Below are 24,333 nucleotides of genomic sequence, written 5' to 3'. Positions count from 1 at the left end.
GCCATGAAATCAACCGCGGCGCCAAGTCGTACCGCCGGCGTTGTCTTCCAGAATGATTTTGTGTTCGTTCAGAAGGTCGCGGATGCGGTCGGACTCTGCCCAGTTTTTATCCGCGCGCGCTTGTTTGCGCCGTGCGATTAAGTCTTCGATTTCTTCGTTGGAGAGGCCGTCTAAAACCGCCCCGCCTTGCAGGAACTCGGTCGGATCGCGTTGCAGCAGGCCGATGATGCCGCACAAGGCTTTCAGGCAGCCGGCAAGGTGTGCGTCATTAGTTTTGTTCACTTCTCCTGCCAGTTCGAACAACACGGCAACGGCCTCAACCGTACCGAAATCGTCGTTCATGGCGGCGTAGAAGCGGCGGGTGTAGTCGTTGGCATTTTCGGACAATTCGAACGCAACGGCAGGTGTGTTTTTCAAGGTAGTGTATAGGCGTGTCAGCGCGCCTTTGGCATCGTCCAAGTGTGCGTCGGAGTAATTCAACGGGCTGCGGTAGTGGGCACGCAGGATGAAGAAACGCACGACTTCCGGGTCATATTGTTTCAACACTTCGCGGATGGTGAAGAAGTTGCCCAGCGATTTGGACATTTTTTCGCCGTCCACACGGATGAAGCCGTTGTGCAGCCAGTATTTGACGTGGCTGGCGATGCTTTGACCGTGGTGGGTTTGCGCGTGGTCGTGGCCGCAGGTATGACCGCTGGCACCGACGCTTTGGGCGATTTCATTTTCATGGTGCGGGAACTGCAAGTCCGCGCCGCCGCCGTGAATATCGAAAGTATCGCCGAACAGGTTTTCACTCATGGCGGAGCATTCAATATGCCAACCCGGACGGCCGTTGCCCCAAGGGCTTTCCCATGCCGGTTCGCCTGCTTTGGCGGCTTTCCACAATACAAAATCAAGTGGATCGCGTTTGAAACCGTCCACTTCCACACGCTCGCCTGCGCGCAGGTCGTCCAACGATTTGCCCGATAATTGGCCGTAAGCGGAAAACTCGCGCACGGCGTAGTAAACGTCGCCGTTTGCGGCAGGATATGCCTTGCCGTTTTGAATCAGGGTTTCAATCATGGCAATCATTTGCGGAATGTTTTCCGTTGCCTTCGGCTCGATGTCGGGACGCAATACGCCCAGAGCATCGGCATCTTCGTGCATGGCTTGGATGAAACGCGCAGTCAGTTCGCCGATGGTCTCGCCGTTTTCAGCCGCGCGGGCAATGATTTTGTCGTCGATGTCAGTGATATTGCGCACATAAGTGAGCGGATAGCCGCACTCGCGCAACCAGCGGGCAATCATGTCGAACACAACCATCACACGGGCGTGCCCCAAGTGGCAATAGTCGTAAACAGTCATGCCGCAAACGTACATGCGCACGTTTTTTGGATCGATGGGGGTGAAGGGTTCTTTTTGGCGGGTAAGGGTGTTGTAGATGGTGGTCATGTTTAATTTTCTGTACTATTTAAATTAATGAATTTAGCCAAAAATGAAGGACGAGCATAAAATGCTCTGGATGTAGAACCATGCCCTGATCCTTTTGTTCTTGGTTGGATATATATACCCATCTTGCCTGTCAGGAAATTAAATCCTTTATTTGGGTCTAGAATGGTCTGACGTACTAAATTGTAATCAGCTTTTACTGATTCATATAAATCAGAACCTTCATTCAAATCAAATTCGACAATATCATAAACAAAACTAGGGTCATCAACAGTTCTCCCAACAGTTCTTGCAACAACGACTGCTTTTTTTAATTTCGATAGTAAGTGGCTATCTTCAAATTCTTTCTGACAAACATTGACAGGATCAATCATAGTAATAGCCATCGTTTCTTTGAATGCTAATCTACCATTTCTTAGGGTTTTTATTGGGATAGATTTTAATTCCCATGAACCGAAGTTGGGTGATTGGGCAGAATTTAACGGCAACTCCAAAAAACGTTCTACTACATGTCCCGCCCAACCTTTATTAACTTTTCCTGATGGAGCATAGACAGTAACATTATATTCTCTTGCTAAATCATGTAGGTTCTTTCCAAGTAAATCCTGCATTTTCACAATAGCCTCTCTACGTTCCATTAGTTATCCTTTTCTCTGCCAATTCAAAAAAATTTTGCTTCATCTCACATCCGCAAAATTTCCGTCCATTTTTTATAGCAGCAACGCCTGTTGTTCCACTGCCCATAAATGGGTCGAAAATCAAATCGCCAACATTAGATGCAGCTAATATACAGCGCTCTAGCAATGCTAGCGGTTTTTGCGTTGGGTGTTTACCGAACGTTTTTTCCGTTTTGTTTGGTGGCGGGAACACCCAGACACTTTTCATCTGTTTGCCATTGTTTTGTATTTTCATCATGTCGTAATGGAAAATATGCTTTGCCTTCTTATCTTTCTTTGCCCATAACAGTGTTTCGGTGGAATGGGTAAAAAATCGGCAGGACAAATTAGGTGGGGGATTAGGTTTTTCCCAGGTAATATTGTTCAGAATATGATACCCGATGGTCTGCATCAAGTAGCCGATCAGATAAATATTATGAAATGTGCCACATACCCAAATCGTGCCGTTCGGTTTTAGCAAGGCATAGCATAAGCGCAGCCATTCTTCGTAAAAAACTAAATCCGCCGCCATGCCTTTAGATTTATCCCAACTACCTTTATTGACGGAAACCATTTGCCCGTTTTGGCAGGTAAAGCCATCATTGGATAAAAAATAAGGAGGATCGGCAAAAATCATATCAAAACAGCCATCCGAGTGTTTGTCCAAGATACGGCGCATCACATGAAGAGAGTCTTCGTTATAAATAATGGAGTCGTCTGAAATCAGTTTTTTCAGACTGCGTCCATAATGTGCTACTTCTTCCGATAGTTTGTTAAATTCACTCATAAATTGCTAGTAATTCTCCGACTTTTTTCCTACTGCTTCCTTTGGCGGCAATACTGCGTTGAACTTCGACTGTTTTAATAACAGCACCACGGTAAATCTCACGGGTAAATGTGGTATCGTGATTGGAAATTAGAATACCGTGCGCCCGCCGTGCTGTTTGTTTGGCAGTTTCTGCCAAGCGTTTTTGTTCGTCCAAATCGAAACCGCTTTTGGAGTAGGAGGTAAAGGACGAGGTTTCGCTCAAAGGTGCATAAGGTGGGTCGCAATAAATGGTGTCGCCATCTTCCGCTGCATCTAATGCCGTCTGGAAATCGCTGCAGGTCAAATCTATCCGTTCGGATTTCTGTACAAAAGCCTGCATTTCGGTTTCGGGAAAATAAGGAGATTTGTAGCGTCCGAACGGTACGTTGAAACAGCCTTTGCTGTTGTAACGGCACAATCCGTTGAAGGCATGGCGGTTCAGATAAACAAACAGAGCTGCGCGCTCAATGGTGTCAGTACTGTGGTTAAATCTGTCACGTAAGTCATAATATTTTTTTTCGTTATTATTTTCAGGGATAAAGAAAGAATGTGCGTAGTCGATAAAACTATGTTTTTCTGTTTTTAAGTTTGAAAACAGAACAATCAAGTCAGTATTAATGTCATTGAGCAAATACCTCTCAAAATCCAAAGACAGTGATAAGGCAGCAGAGCCTGAAAACGGTTCAATCAGGCGTTTTCGTTTTTTTGTGGGGATGTGGGTTTCAATAAAGGGGACAAGTTTATACTTCCCTCCAGCCCATTTCAGAAAGGGTTTGGACATATCTTGCTCATAGCCGCCCGTAAGCGGCTATATCATATTTGGTTACTTAATAATCGCCCGTAGACGATTAGCTTGTTCGTGGTAGTTACGATTCTTTCTAAGAATACTTTGTTGAATTTCAGACGGCCTTTTACGTCATCAATAGGCCGTCTGAAATTTTTTACTCCGGCTTAAATACACCTGTGTCCGTTTTAGGCTGCTGTTCGATAATTTCGACATTTGCCGCTTCCTGCTCCGCTTCGGCCTTCTCGGCTTCGATGCGTTTTTTCTCGGTCAGGTATTGGTTGATTTGGTGTACCAATTCATGCGTGCCTTGGTGGGTCAGGGCGCTGATTTGGAAGAGGCGCGGGGTTTCCATATCGAATTGGAAGCGGTCGTCTGGTTTGGGGTAATCCCAGCCGATGGCTTCGAGGAAGGCAGCGGTGCGTGCTTGGGCTTCTTCTTCGTCGAGCATGTCGAGTTTGTTCAGCACCAGCCAGCGCGGTTTGTCGTAGAGTTCTTCGTCGTATTTGCGCAATTCGTTGATGATGGCAAGGGCTTCTTCGGCGGGGTTGACGGTTTCGTCGAAGGGGGCCAAATCGACGACGTGCAACAGCAGGCCAGTGCGCGATAAGTGTTTGAGGAAGCGGTGGCCGAGACCTGCGCCTTCTGCTGCACCTTCAATCAGGCCGGGGATGTCGGCCATGACGAAGCTGTGGTTTTCGTCGATGCGTACGACGCCCAAGTTTGGATGCAGGGTGGTGAAGGGGTAGTTGGCGATTTTGGGGCGTGCGGCGGATACGGCGGTAATCAGGGTGGATTTGCCGGCGTTGGGCATGCCTAACAAGCCGACGTCGGCGAGGACTTTAAGCTCGAGTTGCAGGGAACGGGTTTCGCCTTCTTCGCCGGGCGTGGATTGTTTGGGCGCGCGGTTGACGGACGATTTGAAGTGGATGTTGCCCAAGCCGCCTTTGCCGCCTTTGGCGAGGCAGACGCGCTGTCCGTGATAAGTGAGGTCGGCGACGATTTCGTCAGTGTCGAGGTCGCGGATGAGGGTGCCGACGGGCATTTTGAGGACGATGTCGTCCGCCCCTGCGCCGTAGCGGTCGGAGCCGTGGCCTTTTTCGCCGTTTTTGGCTTGGTAGCGTTTGACGAAGCGGTATTCGACGAGGGTGTTGGTGTTTTCGTCGGCTTCTGCCCAAACGCTGCCGCCTTTGCCGCCGTCGCCGCCGTCAGGGCCGCCGCGGGGTACGAATTTTTCGCGGCGGAAACTGGTTGCGCCATTACCGCCTTTGCCTGCGGCGACTTCGATTTTTGCTTCGTCGATGAATTTCATGGTGTTCTCTTATGGGTATTCGGTTGTTTCAGACGACCTTTGTTAATAGAGGAGCTTGGTGTCTGAACGGATAAAATGTTGCTTATTATAAAGGATATTTCGGTTTTAGGCCGTCTGAAATGTGGTTTCAGACGGCCTTGGATTTATTGGGCGAGGGCTTGGTCGATTTCTTGATAGAGTTGGGTGAAATTGGGTTCGCCAACGTAGGTTTTGAGGATGTTTCCGTTTTTGTCGATCAGAACGGAAGTCGGGTAAACCTGTGTGCCAAAGGCTTTTGCGGCAGTTTTGTCGGTATCGTACATGACGGTGAAGGGAAGGCCGTATTCTTTGACGTACTGATGGACGCTTTCGATAGGGTCGATGGGCTGGGCAATGCCGAGGACTTGGAAGTTTTTGCCTTGATAGTCTTGGGCGGTTTTGATGATTTTAGGCATTTCGCTCACGCAGCCGGGGCAGGAGGGAAACCAGAAGTTAATGAGGGTAACTTTGTCTTTCAAATCGGCATTGGTAATGGTTTTGCCTTGCAGGTCGGGCAGGGCGAAATCAGGGGCGGCTTTGTTGCTGGGGATAAGGACGAAGGCAAGGAGCGCACCAATCGTGGCAATGGCAAGGAGTGTGAGTATTTTTTTCATGATTCGAGGTTTTGAATGGCGTGTGCTAAGGTTTTGGGAATGCTGATGCTACGGCCGCTTTCGCTGCTGACGGGCATAAGGGTCACTTCGGCTTCGATGGCGGCTTTGCCGTTGGGCAGGGTCGCGGTTTGGCTGAGGATGATGTGGCGTGTGCCGATGTCTTTCAGACGGCCTGTAAAGGTCAAGACATCGCCTTCAAGCGACGGGCGGCGATAGCGGATGTCAACGCGTGCAACAACGAGCATGATGCCTTTGAGTTCGGACAGAAGGTCATGCTCTTGAAAAAACGTCCAGCGCGCTTCTTCGAGAAATTCGAGATAGCGTGCATTGTTGACGTGGCCGTAGCCGTCAAGGTGGTAGTTGCGGACGGTCAGTTTCATCAGTTGAGATTGATGGGTTGGAACTCTTCGCGTGCGATTGGTTCGTGTTCGAGGTCGGTAATCACGGTGGAGAGTTGGATATCGAACCATTCGTTGAAAATGTCGGCATCCAAATCCGGCCATTCGCTTTCGTCTTCGCACCAGTCGGCCAATTCGGCAGCAAAAATATCTTCAAAACGCGCTTCGATTTCGTCCCATACTTCGTCGGCAGTTTCGCATGGGCGAACGAGGTAGGAATTGGCATCGGCTTGAATGTCTTCCAGTGTCAGGCCGTCTAGGTGATTGCCGGGCAGGGATTTCAGCCAGTTCCAAAATGGATCGAGGGGGATAAGCAGGAAGACGCTGCGGTTGACTTCGTACATGGTGTTTTCCTTGGTTTCTGTATAGTTGAATGATATAGCAAAGGTGGGGGACTGGCTATCTTTTGGGGGATAAAGGCCGTCTGAATTTCAGACGGCCTTTATTTTTGGGAACAATCAGGGATTTTCTGATGGTGTTTGATACAGGGTTTGGGGATTGGCTGTATCGGGGATTTCTGCCGGAGCGGATTGGGGTGCTACCGGTTCGGAAGTGGTGTTGCTGTCCACCAAGTCATCGATGTCGATGTTGTCGTCTTCGTTTTGAGGGAGCGTGCCGCCGGTTTGTTGGGTGCGGACTTTCATGTAAAGGTCGCGTGTGTAGCTGTATTTGTCGATGGCTGCACCTTCGAGGCTGTCGGTCAGGTCGAGGAGCTCTTCGCGGGTGTTGATGGCTTGCTGGCCGGTTGTGCCCCAGCGTCCTGCTCTGGTGTGGAAGACGGCATTTTTAACCGGATAGACGGTGGTGACGGCGTTGCCGACGGTATCGCGTACGGTAGACGGGCCGAGTAGGGGGACAACGAAGTAGTTGCTGTTTTTCCAGCCCCATGAGGCGAAGGTATCGCCGAGGGTGTTTTTATTGCTGGGCACACCGCCTGCACCGGCTACGTCGATTAAACCGCCAAGGCCGAAGGTGGTGTTGATGCCGACGCGGACGAGGTCTTCGCTGGCGCGTTTGACGTCAAGGCGCAGTACATTGCTGCCGAAGCTGACGACATCGCGCAGGTTGTTGAAGAAGTTGCTCACGCCGGTACGCACCGGTTTGGGCGTTATTTTGCGATAACCGCGTGCGACAGGGGAAAGGACGTATTTGTCTGCTTTGTCGTTGAACTTGGAAACGGTACGGTTGTAGCCTTCGTAAGGGTCGGCCGGATTGCGTTCGGCCAGTGCGGGAGCGGAGGCTATGCTGATGAGGAGGCAGAGGGAAGCGGTGGTTTTTTTCATGATTGCAACCAGTCTTTGATTTCGTAAAGTTCGGCCAGTGCGCAGACGGAATCGGGAATATTTTGAATGGTCGGTTTTTTGTCTGTCCGGCGCAGAGCGTTGAGCAGCAGGGAAACGCAGGCTGAATCTGCTTTGCCTACTTGGCTGAAGTCTATGCTGTCTGTTTCTTTCAGACGGCATTGCTGTTCGTAGCGCGCAAAGGCGGAGGCAGTCAGGGTTTTGACGGTAACGTCGCCGCTGATGTAGAGCGTGCCGTTGCGGATTTCTGTTTGCATGGTGTCTTTATGATGTAAGGCACCATGCCGTCTGAACATTAGGCGGCATGGTGCGGGGGTGGATTATTTACCGCCGTTTTTGGCTTTCAAGTCGGCAATCAGGCCGTCGATACCTTTGGCTTTGATGGTTTCGCCGAATTGGTTGCGGTATACGGTAACCAGGCTTGCGCCTTCGACTGCGACATTGTATGCGCGGTATTTGCTGCCGCTTTGGTAGGTGGTGAAGTCCATGTTGACCGGTTTTTGGCCGGAAACGTTGATTTCGGCGCGGACAACGACTTCTTTACCGCCTTTGTTTACGACTGGGTTGTCTTTGATGTTGACCTTGGCGTTTTTGAATTTCAGCATGGTGCCGGAGTAGGTGCGGATCAGCAGGGTTTGGAACTCTTTGGTCAACGCTTGTTTTTGTGCGTCAGTCGCAGTACGCCATGGGTTGCCGACGGCCAAAGCGGTCATGCGTTGGAAGTCGAAGTAAGGGATGGCGTAGGCTTCAGCTTTTTGGCGTGCGGTGTTGGCGTCGCCGCTGTTGAGGATTTTCAGCACTTGAACGGAATTTTCACGTACTTGGTTGACTGCGTCGGCAGGAGAGGCAAATGCCATGCTGATGCTCAATACGCCGATGCTCAATGCGCTGATGAAGGAAGTTTTTTTCATGGGAGTGTCCTGAATATTGGGTTGATATGTGTTTATTGTTCATTTTGACCGGCAGATTCACTGTCTGCGTTTTTTTCGGCAAAGCTGGTCATGAATTTGCCGATAAGGTTTTCCAAAACCATGGCGGAGCTGGTGACGGTAATGGTGTCGCCTGCCGCCAAAGAATCAGTATCGCCGCCTTGTTGCAGGCCGATGTATTGTTCGCCCAACAAGCCTGAAGTCAGGATTTGTGCGGAAACGTCGCTGCTGAACTGATATTGACTGTCCAGATTGAGGGCGACTTTTGCCTGATAGGATTTAGGGTCGAGCTGAATGGAGGCAACGCGGCCCACCAGTACGCCTGCAGATTTGACCGGAGCATTGGTTTTCAAGCCGCCGATGTCGCTGAAATCGGCATAGACGGTGTAGGTTTGTGATGATTTGCCGAACGATTGTCCGCCGGCGGCGCGGAAGGCGAGAAAGCCGATAGCGGCCGCGCCCAGTAAGACAAACAGTCCTACCCAAAATTCCAAAGCATTTTTTTTCATGTGCTATTGTCCTTGTTTCATTCTTTTTAAGTGTCGTTTCAGAGGGCCTTTAGTCGGTAAACATCCATGCGGTCAACATGAAGTCGACAGCGAGGATGGTCAGGGCGGAAGACACTACGGTGCGTGTACTGGCGCGCAAAATACCTTCGGAAGTCGGTACGCAGTGGAAGCCCTGATGTACGGCGATCAGCGTAACGGCTACGCCGAAAGCGGCGGATTTGATTAAGCCGTTGAGTACGTCGTAATGGAAGGTAATGTTGTTTTGCATTTGCGACCAGAAAATACCGCCGTCCAAACCCAGCCATTCGACGCCGACCAAATACGCGCCGTAAATACCGGCAACGTTGAAAATCGAAGCCAGCAAAGGCATGGAAAACACGCCCGCCCAAAAGCGCGGCGCAACCACGCGTGCCACAGGGTCGACTGCCATCACGTTCATTGCTTCAAGCTGCTCGGTGGTTTTCATCAAGCCGATTTCGCTGGTCATGGCACCGCCTGCGCTGCTGGCAAACAGAATGGCCGCCAATACGGGACCCAATTCGCGCAATAGGGAAGCGGCAACCATATAGCCTAAAATATCGGCGGATTTGAATTTTGCCAGCTGCGTATAGCCTTGTAAGCCTAACACCATGCCGACAAACAGGCCGGACACAGCAACAATCAGGACAGACAACACGCCTGCAAAGTAAACCTGGCGGATGCTCAGGCGCGGACGGGCAAACGCCGTACCTGATTTGGCCAGGATCTGCAGGAAAAACAGCGTAATGCTGCCCAGCGATTGGATGAAGCCGAGGGTTTTTGCCCCGACGGAACGGATAAAATTCATAGGTTTCAGTTGATTGGTTAAATGGTTTTCAGACGGCCTTGTTTAAGTTTCAGGCCGTCTGAACATCAGCCCAGCAAGTCTTGTTTTAAAGTCGTTTGCGCCGGATAGCGGTAGGCGACAGGACCGTCTGCCAAGCCGCCGACAAACTGGCGCACCCAAGGCGAGTCGAGTTCGCGCATTTCTTCGGGCGAGCCGGAGAACATGATTTCGCCGTGTGCCAAGAAAATGACTTGATCGACGATTTCCAGTGATTTTTCGATGTCGTGCGTTACCATTACGCTGGTGGAGCGCAGGGCTTTGTTGGCACGGCTGATGAGGTGGGCGATAACGCCCAACGAAATCGGGTCGAGGCCGGTGAAAGGCTCGTCATACAACATGATTTCAGGGTCGAGCGCAATCGTACGTGCAAGGGCGACACGGCGTGACATACCGCCGGAAAGCTCGGAAGGCATCAGGTTTTCAACACCACGCAAACCGACTGCATTCAGTTTCAACACCACCAAATCGCGGATGACCGCTTCGGGCAAATCTGTCAGCTCGCGCATGGGGAAAGCGATGTTGTCGAAGACGGATAAGTCGGTGAACAATGCGCCGTGTTGGAACAAAACACCCATGCGGCGGCGGTGTTCGTACAGCTCCTGCGCCGAAAATGCGGACAAATCTCGCCCTTCAATCAGCACTTTGCCCGATTGCGGGTGAATTTGACCCGTAATCAGGCGCATCAGCGTGGTTTTACCGCTGCCCGAACCACCCATTACGGCGGCGAAATTGCCTTGTGGAATGCTGAAGTTGATGTTGTTTAGAATAGGACGGTCACCATATGCGAAGGCAACGTCTTTCATTTCGATGAAGGGTGTGGAACTCATGCAGGAGAGGGGGTATCAAAAAATGTATTTTAATTACGTGTATTGTAAAGGGTATTGGATATTCGGGCAATTTTCAGACGGCCTGCGCGTAGGAATAACGGGTAAAAACGTGTGAAAGAATGCAGAAGCATTGGTGGTACGGTCGTTTTGTCGCGTGTTGTGTCAAACATACAGACAGATGTGTAGGTATATAAAGAGGCGGGAAAACATGCCCGCCTTGTTTTTAATATTTCTGCAAACCTTCCACCTTGATTTCTTTGGTATTGGCATTGATGAAGGCTTGAGTCGCTTTCATCGTGGCTTGGATGCGCGGATCGTTCCAACGCACGATTTGGTTGTTTTCATCGCGCTTGTCTGACCAGATAATCACGCCGTCGGTGTATTTTTTGCTGATTTCGAGCATTTGGCGCCAGCGGACGGGATCAATGAACTGTTTGAAATAAGGGCTGTTGGTGGCCGAATAATATTGCGGCCAGATGTAGCCGATGATTTTTTTGTTGGGAAAGCGTTGATGGATGTCGTCAACGGCGGTTTTCACGTCTTTTTCCCATTGCACCAAATCGAGGGAAGTGATGTAGAACACAGGATTGGCATAGTCGCTGATGGCGGCAGTGGGCGCACGGCGTTTGCTGACTTGCCGCCATTTGGCCAAGATGGCTTCGTTGTCAACGTTGGGGCGGTAGTGGCGGATGCCGTGCAGGTGTTCGGAAGGCATGCCGTAGTTGCTGATGACGGCGCGCGGGTTTTCTTCTCTGAAGATTTGGTACATCCGCGCGAAGTCGGTTTTCAATTCATCGGGTGTCAGCAGTTGGCCGTCTTTTTCGGCAAACCAGCTTTCGATGTCGGTAGAAATGGTGCGGTAGCCTTCGCGGCGCGATTGTTTGGCCAATTCGCGGATACGCTCTTCGTTGAGTACGCCGTGTTTGCGTTTGCCCGTCGGATCGGGTTTGACCAGCTCGCTTTCGTAAACCAAGAACACTTTGGAGAGTTTGTCGGCAGTCAGATCGGGTTTGCCGACGTAGTCCATGCGGTCGTAGATGATGAAGTCTTTGGCATGGGCGGAGAGGGCGGTCAATAAGAGGACGAGGGGCAAAAGGCGGTTGGGTTTCATATTTTTGGCAGATAAGGGAAAAGGGCCATTGTACGGGAAGCGGTGTTAAAGTGAGTCAAAGGCCGTCTGAAAGGATAAAAGTTCTTTCAGACGGCCTTTTATTTGAATGTAGCAGGAATATTCAGCTTTATGGCTAGTGTCACGGATTTATTGCGCTGCAGTTTTTTCCAGTAATAGGAAAGTTTCGGCTTTGTTGCGCGGTCTTGCGCCTTGCCACAAGGTTTGCCAGCCCGAAGGTGCGTCGACATTGGCGGCTTGGCGGATGAGGCGGTAGCGGCAGGACGGGTTGTCGGTCGTGGTTTTAATATGGCTGTATTGTGTCCACGCGATGCGTGTGCGCTGGTCTTGGCTGTCGATGTTGATACATTCGAGGCCGTCTGAAAGTTTCTGTTTCAATCCGGAAGAAAGCGCGGCTTCCATTTGGTGTACCACCGGCGCATGGCTTTTGGCGGCGTTGAGCCACGGTAAAAACAGGGTCATCAGCAAGGCCCAAGCCAAGGTAACGCCGGCTGCCCAGTTGGTCACGGCTTGGCGGCCGCGGATGTTTTTACGCGTAATCGCCCAGAGCCACAACGGGGTAAACAGCAGGGCGACGGTCATCGGAATCGGATCGATGTCGGGGATGTAATACGGGCTGAAATAGGCGGCGCGTTCGGCCAGTTTGGCAGGCCAGCCGTAGTTCATGGCGAAGAAGCCCAGCCACAGGAAGGCGGCAATCAGACCAAATGCCATGATGCCGAACCAGTTGATAAATGCCGCTGCACCGCGACGCAGGCCGTCCAGTTGTGCCGCGCCGAGCAGGGCGAGCGGTGGCAACAGCCAAACGAGGTTGTCTTGCAGGCGTTGAGGGTTGATGGCGAGCAGGGCTGTCATGATAACCAGCCACGACAGGCTCAGAATGCCCCAGTTTTTATCGTGGATACGCGTGCGGCTGAGCGTCCATGCCGCCAGCGGCCAAGCAGGCAGGGTAAACCACAGCAGGTTTTTCAGATAATAGGGCAGGTTGAAGGCCGTCTGAATCTGATGGAAACCGCCGAATACGCCTAAGGAATAATGGTTGAACCAAATATCAAACCATTCTGGATTGGTTTTGGATAACACCAGCGGATACAGAATCAGCAGGGGCAGGGAAACGACAATGGCGCCAATCAGGGTCAGCAGATAGCGTTTGCTTTGCCAAGTGGAATGGAACGACAGGGCAAGTGCCAAAAACATCATGGCCGCGGTCAGCAGATAGCCTGAGGAAAGGGAGAGTAAAACCCAGCCGCCGCACAACAGCAAAATGGCAATAATGACGCGGCGGCGTGCCAGTGAAAAGCCGCACAGAATCAATCCAAACGCGGCAAAGGCGGCCGACATGGGATTGAGGAAGTGGGCGATGGGCAGCAAACCGATGTTGCCGATGAGGATCAAGACAACGCTGCGGCCGTGGTGTCTGCCGAGAAAGTTGAAGCCGGCAAAACCGCAGGCGGTCAGTCCGATGGCGGTAAATACCACGCCGGCAAAACGTGCGGCATCATAGGCATCGGCCGCCCAAGGCGAAAACAGGGTTTGGAATGCGGTTGACGCCCACAAAAAAGCAGGGGAGATGGTAAAGTCGGGTTGGCCGAAGATTTGTGCAATCAACAGGCTGCCGCCGTTTTTCATGGATTCGGAGGCAGTAAAGAGGGAGGGTTCGGCAGGGTTCCACAAGTCATGCGAGAACACGCCCGGCCACAGCCAGGCAAAGGCCATCAGCAGCAGAAGCCATGGTTTTTCATGGGTTTTTTGGGGGCGGCGCGGATCGGGCGGTGTGTAAGTCAGCATGGAAGGTCAAAAAACGGTTGGTTTGAATAGCAATGGTACAGGGTTTGACGGGTTTGTGCGATATGCCGGACCGGGGAGCTTTGTAAAATAATGCTTACGGCTCGTTTTTATCGGGTGTTTGGAATGATATGGCATTCGGTTGATGACAAAAAGCTCAGGCCGTCTGAAAGAAATGTTTCAGACGGCCTGAATGCAAAAAAGACTGCACGAAGCAGTCTTTTTGACAAAGCGGCAATTAGCGTTTGAACAGGTTGCCGAATTTGTTGTTGAATTTGTCCACACGACCGGTAGTGTCGACGATTTTTTGAGTACCGGTGTAGAAAGGGTGGCACAGAGAGCAAACCTCAACGTTGAAGCTGTCTTTTTCCATTGCGGATTTGGTCACGAATTTGTTGCCGCAAGAGCAGGTAACGTTGATTTCGTGGTAGTTCGGGTGAATACCTTGTTTCATTTGATTTCCTTTCGATTAAGCGGGCACAGGGGTTTTGCCTGTACTTCAGTTAAGCGTGGGATTTTCGCTATTTTTGGCTGTTTCGTCAAGAGGATATTTTGTATGCAGGGCAGTTTCGCAACAGAAGAGAACAGTTTAGAATAGAATATCGAACCAAATATTATGCGGTCAGATTGTAATCTAACTGAAAAGAGGATGTAAAACCTCCTCTAGATGTGAAACTTTAAGAAGAATAATAGTCTGAATAATATTTACGCTTGTACGAACAGGAGACGGAATTAATGTGGAAAAGGATATTGACGTGCATTTTGCGTGTTTGGGGAGGGATGTTGCCTCCGTCTTATTGCAAACCATTCGGCAGAATTGCGCAAAAATTCCGTGCTGCTTTGGCTGCGTGCATTTCTCCAAACATCGGTAAAAACGTCAATATTGAAAAAGGCGGATACGTTTTTCCAGATACAGTAGTCGGCGATAATTCGGGTATCGGCGTAAATTGCGAAATCTGCCACGGTTTGACCCTCGGCAAGAACGTGATGATGGGGCCGGAATGCCTGTTTTATTCGACCAACCACAAATTCAACCCTGAAACCCGCCGCTTTGAAGGCTATACAGAGATCAGCCCGATTGTAATTGAAGATGATGTCTGGATTGGCCGGCGTGCGATTATCATGGGCGGCGTTACCATCGGCAAGGGTGCAGTAATCGGTGCAGGTTCGGTGGTTACCAACGATGTGCCGCCTTATTGTGTGGCTGCGGGCAATCCTGCGATTGTTCGGAAAAAACTGCTGGATGAGCAAGAGTTTGCAGCCGAATAGCGTAAACAAAATAGCAAAATAAAAGGCCGTCTGAAATTCAGACGGCCTTTTTTAATATTGATTAAGCGGCAATTTTTTCGCATTCTTTAATGCAAGCCAAGCAAGATTCGTAGCAGGCTTTGCATTCAGCGTGGTGGCCGGCGTGTTCTTTGCAGGCGGCAGAACATTGTTTGCAGGCTTCGATGCACACTTTTGCCAAAGACGGGGTCAGGCGTGAATTTTGGGCGGCGAGGTTTTGCAATGTGCCGCACAGTGCCAACATTTGGTTAACGCCGGTTGCGCAGTCTTTCATGGAAGTATCGCCGGAACTCAACAGGGCGATGCAGTGCGCCAAACAGATTTGACCGGCTTCAACGCAATGTGTGGCTGCTTTGCGCGCAGCTTCGTAGGCGCGCGGTGCAGAATGCGCGTGACCAGCATGACCGGCGTGGTGTGCATGGCCTGCATGGTCGTGCGCACGGGCGAAAGAAGCGGCGGCGGTGAGGGAGACAGCAGCTGCGCTGCCGATAAATTGACGACGGTTCATAAGATAGAGTCCTTTTTGCTTTGTGAAATGATATATTACGAATGATTAAATCTATTCGATAACAAGAGGTTAACATATTATTTGTTTGTAAACAATAAAGGCTGCCTGAATTTTTAGGCAGCCTTTCTTTTAGATTTACGCGTTAGGTTGATAGAGTTTTCTTTTCCTGAATCAGCAGCTTCAACAAAGTTGCCGCGCTGTCCAAGACCGTATCAGCATATCCAACAATAAAGGTTTTTGCCAATAAAAAAGAAAAGGCCGTCTGAAAAATATTCAGACGGCCTTTATTCAAACTAAAGCCTACATCAGATGATTTCTAAAATGAAGTACTGACGCAGTTTTTCGTACACATTATTTTGTACGTTGATACAACCATTGGTTATGATGCGGTCGGCCACATGGGGGGAGACGATGCGTTCCATGCGTCTTTCTTGTGGCTTGAGCGTCCATACCCTATGTAACGCAAACAGAAAGTCATTTTCTTCTTTGAAGCCGATAACTTCGCCACCGTAACCCGGTTCGCTGGTCATCATCGGCGTCATATTGAATTTGCCTTTCGGCGTGGTCTTGCCAATCAGTACCGGATGGCACTGACCGTCATCGGCAAAGCAAAGCTCCGCCTTAGCTGTATTGACCACAACTTTTTTGCGTTGGATACAGTCGCTGACAGCATCGGCAGCAGCCGAAGAATTCAGGCCTGCTGCCAAGGCTATACCCAATAGGATCCGTTTCAAATTTGTCCTTATTGACGGATGCGTTTAGGAGCTTCTTTAATGATCTCGCGGATGATCACTTGAGGCTCTTGTTTAGGTGTAGGTACTGGAGGAGGACATACGGCATCTTTAGGGAATACTGGATTCCAGAAGAAGCTGCGTGCAAATTTGTCTTTGTCGAAGATCACTTTGTATTGGCAAGTAGTGATGCCTTCAACGCCGGAAGTGTTTTCAGGGTCAACACCTACGCCCGGGGTGTAGAAGTGGAACAGGTAGTCCCATTCACGTACGCCAACCATGCCTTCGTCGTAGTGAGGACGGCCGAGGATTTTGTAGATGTCGTCTTTGGTCAGACCAGGACGCATTTGATCCAGCTCGGCAAAAGTCGGGAATGTACCGCGGCCGTTGTTGAAGGTCAGGGAGTAAGGTTTAGGGAAGCGTGGCTCGTCTGTAGTGCCTTCAGGAGTGATTTTGCTCTTAGTAGCACAGGCGGCCAGCAGGCCGGTAGCCAGCAGGGCAAAGCCCACTTTTGCGATTTTTTTCATTTGATAATCCTTTTATTGATTTTACCGGCCGAACTTTTCAGACGGCCTGTTAGTGCCGGCAGCGAGTTTGCCGGTTTACCCAAATAATGTTGTGCTTCTTAAAGATGTACCCGACGGTTTGACAAACAGAACATCGGCACATTCCGGCAGGGCATTGCACCTCATCTCCGTTGTATCCGCCTGAATCGGCAGAACCGTTCAGACGGCCTGACTGACATTTATTGTCACTTTGTAACAATTTCACTGCGAGTAAGGCTTGGGGTTTAGAGATTTCCGGTTTTCGATAAATCAGGTTGTATTGCGTAATACCTTGTTATCTTTGTGCTTTAGTTCTTTTTGGCATTTGCCGGAGATTAGGTACTTAATCTTTCGGGTGTTATTCCTGCAAATTGTATGTCAGTTTTCCTTTATACGCATAATCTGTGTATGCCAGAATGTTGGCTTTATACAATATTCATACTAACGAACCAGAAACGGATTGTACCTTTTCTCATGCCCGATACTGGTCATGCGGCCGTGTCCGGCTATAACTTGCGTGGTTTCGGGCAGAGTTAATAGTTTAGCGCAGATATTGTTTATGAGGTCATCATGATTGCCGCGCGGAAAATCTGTGCGACCAACGGTCTCATAAAATAAAACATCGCCTGCGACTAAAAGACCGTTTTCGGCGTTATAGAAAACGACTTGGCCGGGAGTGTGGCCGGGAATGTGGAGGACTTGGAAGCTGTGGTTGCCGACCTTGAGCGATTCTCCTTCTTCCAACCAGCGTGTCGGCGTGAATGACGGAGAAACGGGGAAGCCGTATTGCGCCGTCGTTTGCGGAAGGGCTTGGAGCAGGAATTCGTCGTCTTTGTGCGGGCCGAGAACGGGTATATCGCAGGTTTTCAAAAGTTCAACTACGCCGCCTGCGTGGTCAAGATGGCCGTGGGTCAGCCAAACGGCGGTCAGCTTGAGGCCTTTGTTTTGGACTTGTTGCAATAAATAGGGTACATCGCCGCCGACATCGGTCAAAACGGCTTCTTTGGTTTCATCGTCCCAAATCAGCGTGCAGTTTTGACGGAAGGGGGTAACGGCGTTGATTTCAAATTGGAGTGCCATGGGTGTTCCTAGGAAAGGCTTGTTTAATGTTGTTTACGTTTCAGACGGCCTTTTGCACATTGGTGCATACTTTCGGCTACAATCGCAGCTTTTACGCAACAGAGGCCGTCTGAAAATGGAAAATACCTATTTTAACCTGTGGCAGACCATACGCAACGAAGCCGAGCAGTCGGCGGCGGAAGAACCTATGCTGGCCAGCTTCCTCCACATGACCGTGCTGCGGCACGACAGTTTGGAGCGGGTGCTGGCCTTCCACCTGTCGAGCAAGCTGGCAATCCGACCATGGATATGCGCACGCTGTACGAACTCTACCTGCACGCGCTGGGAAAAGAACCGTCCATTGGCGAGGCCGTCCGCGCCGACATCACCGCCTATTACGAACGTGACCCGGCCTGCGACCAATACTGCCTGCCGCTTTTGTATTTCAAAGGCTACCACGCCATTCAGGCGCACCGCATCAACCACTGCCTGTGGAAGGAAGGGCGCAAAACGCTGGCCTATTTCCTGCAAAACCGCGCTTCCGAAGTGTTCGGCGTCGATATCCATCCGGCCGCCCGTTTCGGGCAGGGGATTATGATTGACCACGGCACCGGCGTCGTCATCGGCGAAACCGCCGTTTTGGGCAACGACATTTCCATCCTTCACGGCGTAACCCTCGGCGGTTCGGGCAAAGAGGGCGGCGACCGCCATCCGAAAATCGGCGACGGCGTGATGATAGGCGCGAACGCTTCCGTGTTGGGCAATATCCGCGTGAACGAATGCGCGAAAATCGGCGCGGGCAGCGTGGTGGTGGCGGAAGTGCCCGCCTACAGCACCGTCGTCGGCGTGCCCGCCCGCGTGGTCGGCAACAAATCGCATGCCAAACCGGCGGAGGAAATGAATCAGAATTTTTATGAGGAAATGAATCAGGATTTCTATATTTGAACCTGTCCGTTCGGTAAGCGGTAAAACCTTGAGGCCGTCTGAAAACAAAACATCCCTGTTTTTCAGACGGCCTCCCTGCCGCCCTTAACTTTTTTAAAGTTTTGTATAATTTCTTGAAATTTTGAAAACACACAAACCCCGCATGCAAACTGCTATAATCGCGCTGCTTTCATAGCACCAACCAAGCTGTGGCGGACACCCGCCGCTTTTTTATAACCTGAATTTTATAACCTAAAAAGGGAAAACATGACTATGCAAAAACCATCTCCCGTACACCGCCTTTTAACCCTCGCCGCGCTGCTGGCCGCACTGCCTGCCGCCGCCGCGCCCAATAACATTACCGACCTCGGCACGCTGAGAAGCGATAATTCGGGGAATTCGCAAGCATATGGCTTCAACAGCGACAGTTCGATAGTAGTCGGATCTTCGGGCTGGGATGGTGGTATACGTGTCCGCGCCACCGTCTGGTCGGGCAGCAACTGGGCCACCAAAACCGACCTCGGCACACTGAAAAGCGATAATACTGGGTCTTCTGTTGCACGTGGCGCCAACGGTGACGGCTCAGTAGTATTCGGATTTTCGGACTGGGATGGTGATGGAAATAGCCGTGCCGCCGTCTGGTCGGGAAGCGACTGGGCCACTAAAACCGACCTCGGCACGCTCAGAACCGATAATACTGGGGGTTCCGATGCAATTGCTATCAGCAGTGACGGCTCAGTAATAGTCGGCAGTGCGGACGACGATCGCAGCCAACGTGCCACCGTCTGGTCGGGCAGCGGCTGGGCCACCAAAACCGACCTCGGCACGCTGAGAACCGACAATTTGTGGACTTCGTACGCAAATGCCGTCAACGGTGACGGCTCAGTAGTAGTCGGATCTTCGGACACCGATAACGGCGATACCCACGCCATCGTCTGGTCGGGCAGCGGCTGGACCACCAAAACCGACCTCGGTACGCTGAAAAGCGACAATTCGAGCTGGTCGTCCGCAAATGCCGTCAGCAGGGACGGTTCGGTGGTGGCCGGCTATGCGTATAATGACAACGACGAAAAACGCGCCATCGTCTGGTCGGGCAACGGCTGGACGACCAAAACCGACCTCGGTACGCTGAAAAGCGATAATTCGGGTGAGTCGTCGGCATGGGCCGCCAGCGGCGACGGTTCGGTGGTCGGTGGAAGTGCGGAAAATAACGACGGCGACCAACATGCCACCGTCTGGTCGGGCAGCGGCTGGAACACCAAAACCGACCTCGGCACGCTTAGAACCGACAATTCGGGCGTATCGAGGGTAAACGCCTTCAGCTCCGACGGCAAGTTTGCGCTTGGACTGGCAGACAACGACAATGGCGACTACCACGCCGTCGTCTGGAACCTGCGCAACCTCAACAACGCCCGCCCCACGGATACCGCCAACACCCGCGCCTCCCTGTCGCTGCTTTCCGCCGACACCGCCGCCATGCTGGCGCAACGCGCCCGCGCCGCGCAAACCCTGCTGGACACCTGCCGCGCCGACGGCGGCAAATTCTGCTACAGCGCCGGATACCGCCGCGACATAGGACACGGCGCAAGCTCGCGCGGCGCAGACTTCGCCTTCGGCTACGGCTTCACCGACAACTTCGATGCCGCCGTCTCCCTGGCGGTCCCCGCCCGTGCCGAAGAAAACGGCAGCCACCGCCTGAAATCCGGCGTCGGCATCGGCCTGTCCGCACGCCTCCATAACGGCGCGGGCTGGTATGCCGTACCCGCCGCCGCCTTCGAAACGGACAAAACCCGCATCCGCCGCCCCCACCTGAACGGCACGGAAAGCCCCGAAAACACCGTTCGCACCAAAGGCCGCGCATACAGCCTGACGGCAGGCCGCGACTACGGCACGTCCGGTGAAAAAACCTTAGGCTGGTACGCCGCGCTGCGCCGCACCGAAGCCGAACGCCCGTCTTATAGCGAAGACGCGGGCCTGTCCTTCCCGTTTGCCTACGGCGCGGCCAAGCTGAAGGAAACCTCATTGGCTGCAGGCATAAAAGGCCGCCTGCCCCTGACCGGCAAGCTGGCATGGTACGGCAATGCGGAAGTTGCACAGCGCGTGGGCGGCGGCAAAGCCCGCTTCACGGCCGAGGCTCCTTTCTTCGGCAAATATGAAACGGAGCGCGAAACCTCGCGTACCCGTCCGTCCGTACAGACCGGCGTAGACTACGCCTTCAGCCCCTCCGCCGTGCTGTCGCTGGGCGGCTATATCGGCCGCAACGCCTTCTCCGGCACCGACAAAGGCATATTCCTGAAGCTGAACGGCAAGTTCTAACCGTTGTAAGCCGATAAGTAAGGCCGTCTGAAACCTGAAAACGGGTTGAACTGCACCCCAAAAGTTGGACACCCCCCTCCAACTCACAAGGTGCAGTTTTTTTATGAGCAAATATACATTACACTTCAAATACCAAGCCGTACACCACTACCTGCATATACGCAGCCAACAGCGTACCGCAGACCACTACGGCATCTCCCGAACCCACCTGCGGCGATGGATACGCGCCCATCAGGAAGGCAGCATCGGCGCATTCGAACATCCCCAATCCAAAACCATGCCCGACCACCGCAAAAACCCCTTCATCGCCGACAAACCCGACCACGAAAAAAACACAGGCAGAGCTTATCGAAGAGTTGTGCTATATGCCATGAGCCGCAGAGCCGACAGCGAAATGGTGAAGGAAATGCTCGAAAAAGCCGCGCCCCGTCTGACTGATAAAGGAACAATGCTTCATTCCGACCAAGGCGTGCTGTACCGTACGGCGGGGTATAGGGAATTGCTTGCGGAGCATTCCATGGTTCAAAGCATGTCGCGAAAGGCGAATTGTTGGGACAATGCACCGATGGAAAGCTTCTTTGCGGTGTTGAAGACGGAGTGTTTCTATAACGCAGGAGAATTGACGGTGGATGAATTGATGACGCAGATAGATGATTATATGGATTACTACAACCGGGAGCGTTGCAGTTTGAAATTGAAAAAGCTGAGTCCTGTCGCATACAGAACCCGGCTTACACAGAGCGCCTGAATAGGCTTTTATGAGCGTCCAAGATTTGGGGGGCAGTTCATTTTTTGCTATTATGTATATATAATAAAAAGCAAGTCTGGAAAAATGTCTTATGAATAATGTAATGCGGATCATGATACCGATTTTTGCGGCTTCTTTCATCTCTGCGGCGTTTGGTGCAGATTTGTTGTTGGCGCAGGAATATAAAAATCAAGATATTGCCGGTTGGGCCATGAGTGAAAAGTTGGATGGCGTACGCGCGTATTGGGACGGCAGGCAGCTGGTCAGTCGTCAGGGTTATGCGTTTACACTGCCCAAAGGTTTTACAGCAGGTTTTCCACCGTTTCCGATGGATGGCGAGTTGTACAGCGGACGAGGGCGGTTTGAGCAAATTTCCGCGACGGTGCGTTCTGCCTCGGGAAATTGGGACGGCATCCGTTTGCATGTTTTTGATGTGCCGCAGGCGCAGGGTAATCTGTATCAACGGCTGGAAACAGCTTCGAAATGGCTGAAATCACACCCGTCGGCACGGTTTACGGTTATTCCGCAAGTCAAGGTGCGCGACAAACAGCATGCTTTGGATTTTTTGAAACAAGTTGAAGCGTTGGGTGGGGAAGGGGTGATGCTGCGTCAACCTGAAGCCCGTTATGCAAGCGGTAGAAATGGGCAGCTGTTGAAGCTGAAAAGTGAATATGATGATGAATGTACGGTAACGCGTCATTATGAGGGCAAAGGGCGCAATGTCGGGCGTTTGGGTGCGGTAGGATGCAAAAACCAATATGGCGAGTTTCGTATCGGCAGAGGTTTTAAGGATAAAGACCGCGACCATCCGCCGAAAATCGGTGCACTGATTACTTACCGTTATCGTGGTTTTACGCAAAAGGGAACGCCGAAATTTGCAACATTTGTCAGGGTGCGCTCGGATCGATAAAACAAATGAAAGGCCGTCTGAAAATAGGTTTCAGACGGCCTTTAATATAGATGTTGCATAGCCTTTAGGGCTAATCTACGTCAGCCCCTAGCCTTTTATAAGGTTTCCAATACATCAGGCAATTCGGCCAAGCTGTTGAGTATGGCGACATGGGGCATGGAGGAAAGCTGTTGGGCAGTATGTGCGCCGGTGGCAACTGCGATGGCGCGGATTTTGGCATTGGCGGCCATTTCTAGGTCGTGGGTGGTGTCGCCGACGACGACGGCCTCTTCCGGTTCAACACCCAGTCGGTCGCAGAGGGCAAGTACCATGTCGGGCGCGGGTTTGGACGGATATTCGCTAGCGCAGGCAGTTTCCAGCCAAAAGGCTTGGGTGTCGGTTTGTGCAATGGCTTTGTCCAAGCCGCTTCGGCCTTTGCCGGTGGCGATGGCAAGCCAATAACCTTGTTGTTGCAAGCGTTGCAGGCAAGACAGGGCTTCGGGGAATAGGGTCATGTTGTGATTGTTGGGATTGAGGTAGTGCGCGGCATAGGTCTCAATCAGGGTTTCCTGAACGTGTTCGCTGACGTTGTGGGCAAGGCGGCGGATGATGCCGGAGAGGCTGTATCCGATGAGCGGACGGATTTGGTCGGCTTCGGGAACGGGCAGGCCGCAATCGGCAAAGCTTTGCTGAAAGGTGTGGATGATGGGGTTGGTGGTGTCGGCAAGCGTGCCGTCCCAGTCAAAAATAATGAGTTTGGGTTTCATGGGTTTCCTTTCAGACGGCCTTTTCCTGATTTTCCAGCATTACAATGAATTGCGCCAATTCTTGCGGCAGGGGGGCTTTCAGGATCAGTTTTTCGCCGGTCAGCGGATGGGCGAGGTGCAGCTCGGAAGCGTGCAGGAACATTCTTTTCAAACCGAGTTTTTGCAGGCGTTTGTTGGCTTGATAGTCGCCGTAGCGTTCATCGCCTGCAATAGGGCAGTCTTGCGATTGCAGGTGGACGCGGATTTGGTGGGTGCGGCCGGTTTTCAGGGTGGCTTCGACAAAGGTCAGGTCGGATAGGCCGACTTGGTGCAAAAGGCCGTCTGAAAAACGGTTTAACACGCGGAAGATGGTGTGGGCGGATTGGCCGTCTTTGCTGACGCGCACCATTTTTTCGCCTTGTGCGCCGGTGTATTTGAACAGGGGGAGCTTGACGTGGAAGCGGTCGTTCGACAGCCTGCCGACACCCAGTGCGAGATAGATTTTTTTCGGATGGTCGTTGCGGATGGCTTCGTGCAGTTTTACCAAGGCGCTACGTTTTTTGGCAATCATCAAAAGGCCGCTGGTGTCTTTGTCGAGGCGGTGGACGAGTTCGAGATAACGCGCTTCGGGACGGGCGCAGCGGATTTGTTCGATGACGCCGAAGCTCACTCCGCTGCCGCCGTGGACGGCAACGCCGGACGGTTTGTTGATGACCAAAAGCGCATCGTCTTCGTAAACGATGTCAAACTCGCGCGCAGGCGCGGCCTGAACGCGGTTTTCAGAAGGCCTTTGTTTTTCGGCGGTGCGTATCGGGGGAATGCGGACGGTATCGCCTGCCTGAATGCGGTTGTCGGGTTTGCAGCGTTTTTTGTTCAGCCGCACTTCGCCGGCGCGGATGATGCGGTGGATATGGCTTTTCGGGACGCCTTTGAGGATTTTTATCAGATAGTTATCAAGGCGTTGGCCTTCCTCGTGTTCGGCAACGGCAATCAGGCTGACTGAATCTTTGCGTATTGCGTGCATTTTCTCTATAATCCCAAACGTCCGTTTCGGGACTTGAACCTGCCGTCGCAGGCCGTCTGAAACGGATTTATTGTTAAAACGAGATTTTATATTAAAAACGCACTCCGCAAAGCATTTCCTTGTGTTTGTTCAAAGCCGGCAAACGCAATCCCGTAATTAAGTTTGAATTGAACCTGCCGTCCGGCCGGGCGTA

The 24,333-nt window shown here is 51.8% G+C and carries 27 protein-coding genes and 1 pseudogene; 5 read left to right on the top strand and 23 right to left on the bottom strand.

Going from position 1 to position 24,333, the window contains the following annotated elements; all coding sequences use genetic code 11:
* Positions 1-9: 9 nt before the first annotated feature.
* From cysS to rpmE, 17 genes are all read right to left on the bottom strand, one after another.
* The gene (gene cysS, locus ACTHTA_RS02100; RefSeq protein ID WP_308886953.1) at positions 10-1,431 is read right to left on the bottom strand and encodes a cysteine--tRNA ligase; all 1,422 of its coding nucleotides are present in this window, start codon (positions 1,429-1,431) and stop codon (positions 10-12) included.
* Between the two features lie 2 nt (positions 1,432-1,433).
* Positions 1,434-2,066: a MutH/Sau3AI family endonuclease gene (locus ACTHTA_RS02095; protein ID WP_079454083.1), complete on the bottom strand. Its 633-nt coding sequence runs from the start codon at positions 2,064-2,066 to the stop codon at positions 1,434-1,436.
* Positions 2,056-2,871: a DNA-methyltransferase gene (locus tag ACTHTA_RS02090; RefSeq protein ID WP_107993949.1), complete on the bottom strand. Its 816-nt coding sequence runs from the start codon at positions 2,869-2,871 to the stop codon at positions 2,056-2,058. Before ACTHTA_RS02090 ends, ACTHTA_RS02095 begins: the two co-directional genes overlap by 11 nt.
* Entirely contained in the window at positions 2,864-3,673 is an 810-nt protein-coding gene (locus ACTHTA_RS02085) for a Dam family site-specific DNA-(adenine-N6)-methyltransferase (RefSeq protein WP_049350931.1), read from the bottom strand. The genes ACTHTA_RS02090 and ACTHTA_RS02085 overlap by 8 nt, the downstream gene beginning before the upstream one ends.
* Positions 3,674-3,833: 160 nt before the next feature.
* Positions 3,834-4,988 (bottom strand): GTPase ObgE, encoded by a 1,155-nt coding sequence (obgE, locus tag ACTHTA_RS02080; RefSeq protein WP_440364049.1) that lies wholly within the window; start codon positions 4,986-4,988, stop codon positions 3,834-3,836.
* A gap of 143 nt (positions 4,989-5,131) precedes the next feature.
* Entirely contained in the window at positions 5,132-5,620 is a 489-nt protein-coding gene (locus ACTHTA_RS02075; protein WP_440364048.1) for a peroxiredoxin family protein, read from the bottom strand.
* Positions 5,617-6,000, bottom strand: a complete 384-nt coding sequence (locus ACTHTA_RS02070; protein ID WP_440364047.1) for an acyl-CoA thioesterase — start codon at positions 5,998-6,000, stop codon at positions 5,617-5,619. The genes ACTHTA_RS02075 and ACTHTA_RS02070 overlap by 4 nt, the downstream gene beginning before the upstream one ends.
* Positions 6,000-6,362 carry a hypothetical protein gene (locus tag ACTHTA_RS02065; RefSeq protein WP_003681812.1) on the bottom strand — a complete coding sequence of 121 codons (363 nt, stop codon included), beginning with the start codon at positions 6,360-6,362 and terminating at the stop codon, positions 6,000-6,002. The genes ACTHTA_RS02070 and ACTHTA_RS02065 overlap by 1 nt, the downstream gene beginning before the upstream one ends.
* A gap of 114 nt (positions 6,363-6,476) precedes the next feature.
* On the bottom strand, positions 6,477-7,301 hold the full coding sequence (locus ACTHTA_RS02060) for an MlaA family lipoprotein (protein ID WP_070837115.1): 825 nt from the start codon (positions 7,299-7,301) through the stop codon (positions 6,477-6,479).
* Positions 7,298-7,576, bottom strand: a complete 279-nt coding sequence (locus tag ACTHTA_RS02055) for an STAS domain-containing protein (protein WP_254347241.1) — start codon at positions 7,574-7,576, stop codon at positions 7,298-7,300. The genes ACTHTA_RS02060 and ACTHTA_RS02055 overlap by 4 nt, the downstream gene beginning before the upstream one ends.
* 63 nt (positions 7,577-7,639) lie before the next feature.
* Positions 7,640-8,230, bottom strand: coding sequence for an MlaC/ttg2D family ABC transporter substrate-binding protein (locus tag ACTHTA_RS02050; RefSeq protein ID WP_070843294.1), 591 nt, complete (start codon positions 8,228-8,230; stop codon positions 7,640-7,642).
* Between the two features lie 32 nt (positions 8,231-8,262).
* Entirely contained in the window at positions 8,263-8,757 is a 495-nt protein-coding gene (gene mlaD / locus ACTHTA_RS02045) for an outer membrane lipid asymmetry maintenance protein MlaD (RefSeq protein WP_003681819.1), read from the bottom strand.
* A 49-nt stretch (positions 8,758-8,806) separates the two neighbouring features.
* On the bottom strand, positions 8,807-9,583 hold the full coding sequence (mlaE, locus tag ACTHTA_RS02040; protein WP_003683792.1) for a lipid asymmetry maintenance ABC transporter permease subunit MlaE: 777 nt from the start codon (positions 9,581-9,583) through the stop codon (positions 8,807-8,809).
* Positions 9,584-9,648: 65 nt separating this feature from the next.
* Positions 9,649-10,449, bottom strand: a complete 801-nt coding sequence (locus ACTHTA_RS02035) for an ABC transporter ATP-binding protein (RefSeq protein ID WP_308886962.1) — start codon at positions 10,447-10,449, stop codon at positions 9,649-9,651.
* A gap of 223 nt (positions 10,450-10,672) precedes the next feature.
* On the bottom strand, positions 10,673-11,560 hold the full coding sequence (locus tag ACTHTA_RS02030; RefSeq protein ID WP_440364046.1) for a hypothetical protein: 888 nt from the start codon (positions 11,558-11,560) through the stop codon (positions 10,673-10,675).
* A 147-nt stretch (positions 11,561-11,707) separates the two neighbouring features.
* Positions 11,708-13,366 (bottom strand): ArnT family glycosyltransferase, encoded by a 1,659-nt coding sequence (locus ACTHTA_RS02025; protein WP_440364045.1) that lies wholly within the window; start codon positions 13,364-13,366, stop codon positions 11,708-11,710.
* A gap of 235 nt (positions 13,367-13,601) precedes the next feature.
* Positions 13,602-13,817, bottom strand: a complete 216-nt coding sequence (rpmE, locus tag ACTHTA_RS02020) for a 50S ribosomal protein L31 (protein WP_003681847.1) — start codon at positions 13,815-13,817, stop codon at positions 13,602-13,604.
* 281 nt (positions 13,818-14,098) lie between these two features.
* Here rpmE and ACTHTA_RS02015 point away from each other — a divergent pair, with 281 nt between their 5' ends.
* Positions 14,099-14,632 (top strand): acyltransferase, encoded by a 534-nt coding sequence (locus tag ACTHTA_RS02015; RefSeq protein WP_440364044.1) that lies wholly within the window; start codon positions 14,099-14,101, stop codon positions 14,630-14,632.
* Between the two features lie 61 nt (positions 14,633-14,693).
* Here ACTHTA_RS02015 and ACTHTA_RS02010 read toward each other — a convergent pair whose 3' ends face one another.
* The 4 genes from ACTHTA_RS02010 to ACTHTA_RS01995 all read right to left on the bottom strand — a co-directional run bounded on the left by ACTHTA_RS02010 (position 14,694) and on the right by ACTHTA_RS01995 (position 17,514).
* Positions 14,694-15,158, bottom strand: coding sequence for a four-helix bundle copper-binding protein (locus ACTHTA_RS02010; RefSeq protein WP_440364043.1), 465 nt, complete (start codon positions 15,156-15,158; stop codon positions 14,694-14,696).
* A gap of 305 nt (positions 15,159-15,463) precedes the next feature.
* Entirely contained in the window at positions 15,464-15,892 is a 429-nt protein-coding gene (locus ACTHTA_RS02005) for a murein L,D-transpeptidase (protein WP_440364042.1), read from the bottom strand.
* 8 nt (positions 15,893-15,900) lie between these two features.
* Complete coding sequence (locus ACTHTA_RS02000; RefSeq protein ID WP_440364041.1) at positions 15,901-16,416, bottom strand: outer membrane protein assembly factor BamE; 516 nt, start codon at positions 16,414-16,416, stop codon at positions 15,901-15,903.
* 459 nt (positions 16,417-16,875) lie between these two features.
* Positions 16,876-17,514 carry an MBL fold metallo-hydrolase gene (locus ACTHTA_RS01995; RefSeq protein WP_049350941.1) on the bottom strand — a complete coding sequence of 213 codons (639 nt, stop codon included), beginning with the start codon at positions 17,512-17,514 and terminating at the stop codon, positions 16,876-16,878.
* Positions 17,515-17,629: 115 nt separating this feature from the next.
* Here ACTHTA_RS01995 and cysE point away from each other — a divergent pair.
* The 4 genes and pseudogenes from cysE (at position 17,630) to ACTHTA_RS01975 (ending at position 22,391) form a co-directional block, all read left to right on the top strand.
* Positions 17,630-18,438 (top strand): annotated as a pseudogene (cysE, locus tag ACTHTA_RS01990) (serine O-acetyltransferase).
* Between the two features lie 246 nt (positions 18,439-18,684).
* Positions 18,685-20,733 carry a hypothetical protein gene (locus ACTHTA_RS01985; protein WP_440364040.1) on the top strand — a complete coding sequence of 683 codons (2,049 nt, stop codon included), beginning with the start codon at positions 18,685-18,687 and terminating at the stop codon, positions 20,731-20,733.
* A 103-nt stretch (positions 20,734-20,836) separates the two neighbouring features.
* Positions 20,837-21,481, top strand: a complete 645-nt coding sequence (locus ACTHTA_RS01980; protein ID WP_440364039.1) for an IS3 family transposase — start codon at positions 20,837-20,839, stop codon at positions 21,479-21,481.
* A gap of 103 nt (positions 21,482-21,584) precedes the next feature.
* A complete protein-coding gene (locus ACTHTA_RS01975) occupies positions 21,585-22,391 on the top strand; it encodes a DNA ligase (protein WP_440364038.1) in 807 nt (268 codons plus the stop codon).
* A gap of 95 nt (positions 22,392-22,486) precedes the next feature.
* Here ACTHTA_RS01975 and ACTHTA_RS01970 read toward each other — a convergent pair whose 3' ends face one another.
* Positions 22,487-23,137 carry an HAD-IA family hydrolase gene (locus tag ACTHTA_RS01970; RefSeq protein WP_049328522.1) on the bottom strand — a complete coding sequence of 217 codons (651 nt, stop codon included), beginning with the start codon at positions 23,135-23,137 and terminating at the stop codon, positions 22,487-22,489.
* 10 nt (positions 23,138-23,147) lie between these two features.
* Positions 23,148-24,140, bottom strand: a complete 993-nt coding sequence (locus ACTHTA_RS01965) for an RluA family pseudouridine synthase (RefSeq protein ID WP_440364037.1) — start codon at positions 24,138-24,140, stop codon at positions 23,148-23,150.
* Positions 24,141-24,333: the final 193 nt, after the last annotated feature.

The sequence above is a fragment of the Neisseria sp. P0013.S005 genome (assembly GCF_051958425.1).
Lineage (GTDB): Bacteria > Pseudomonadota > Gammaproteobacteria > Burkholderiales > Neisseriaceae > Neisseria > Neisseria subflava.
This window is presented reverse-complemented; position numbering and strand designations above follow the sequence as displayed.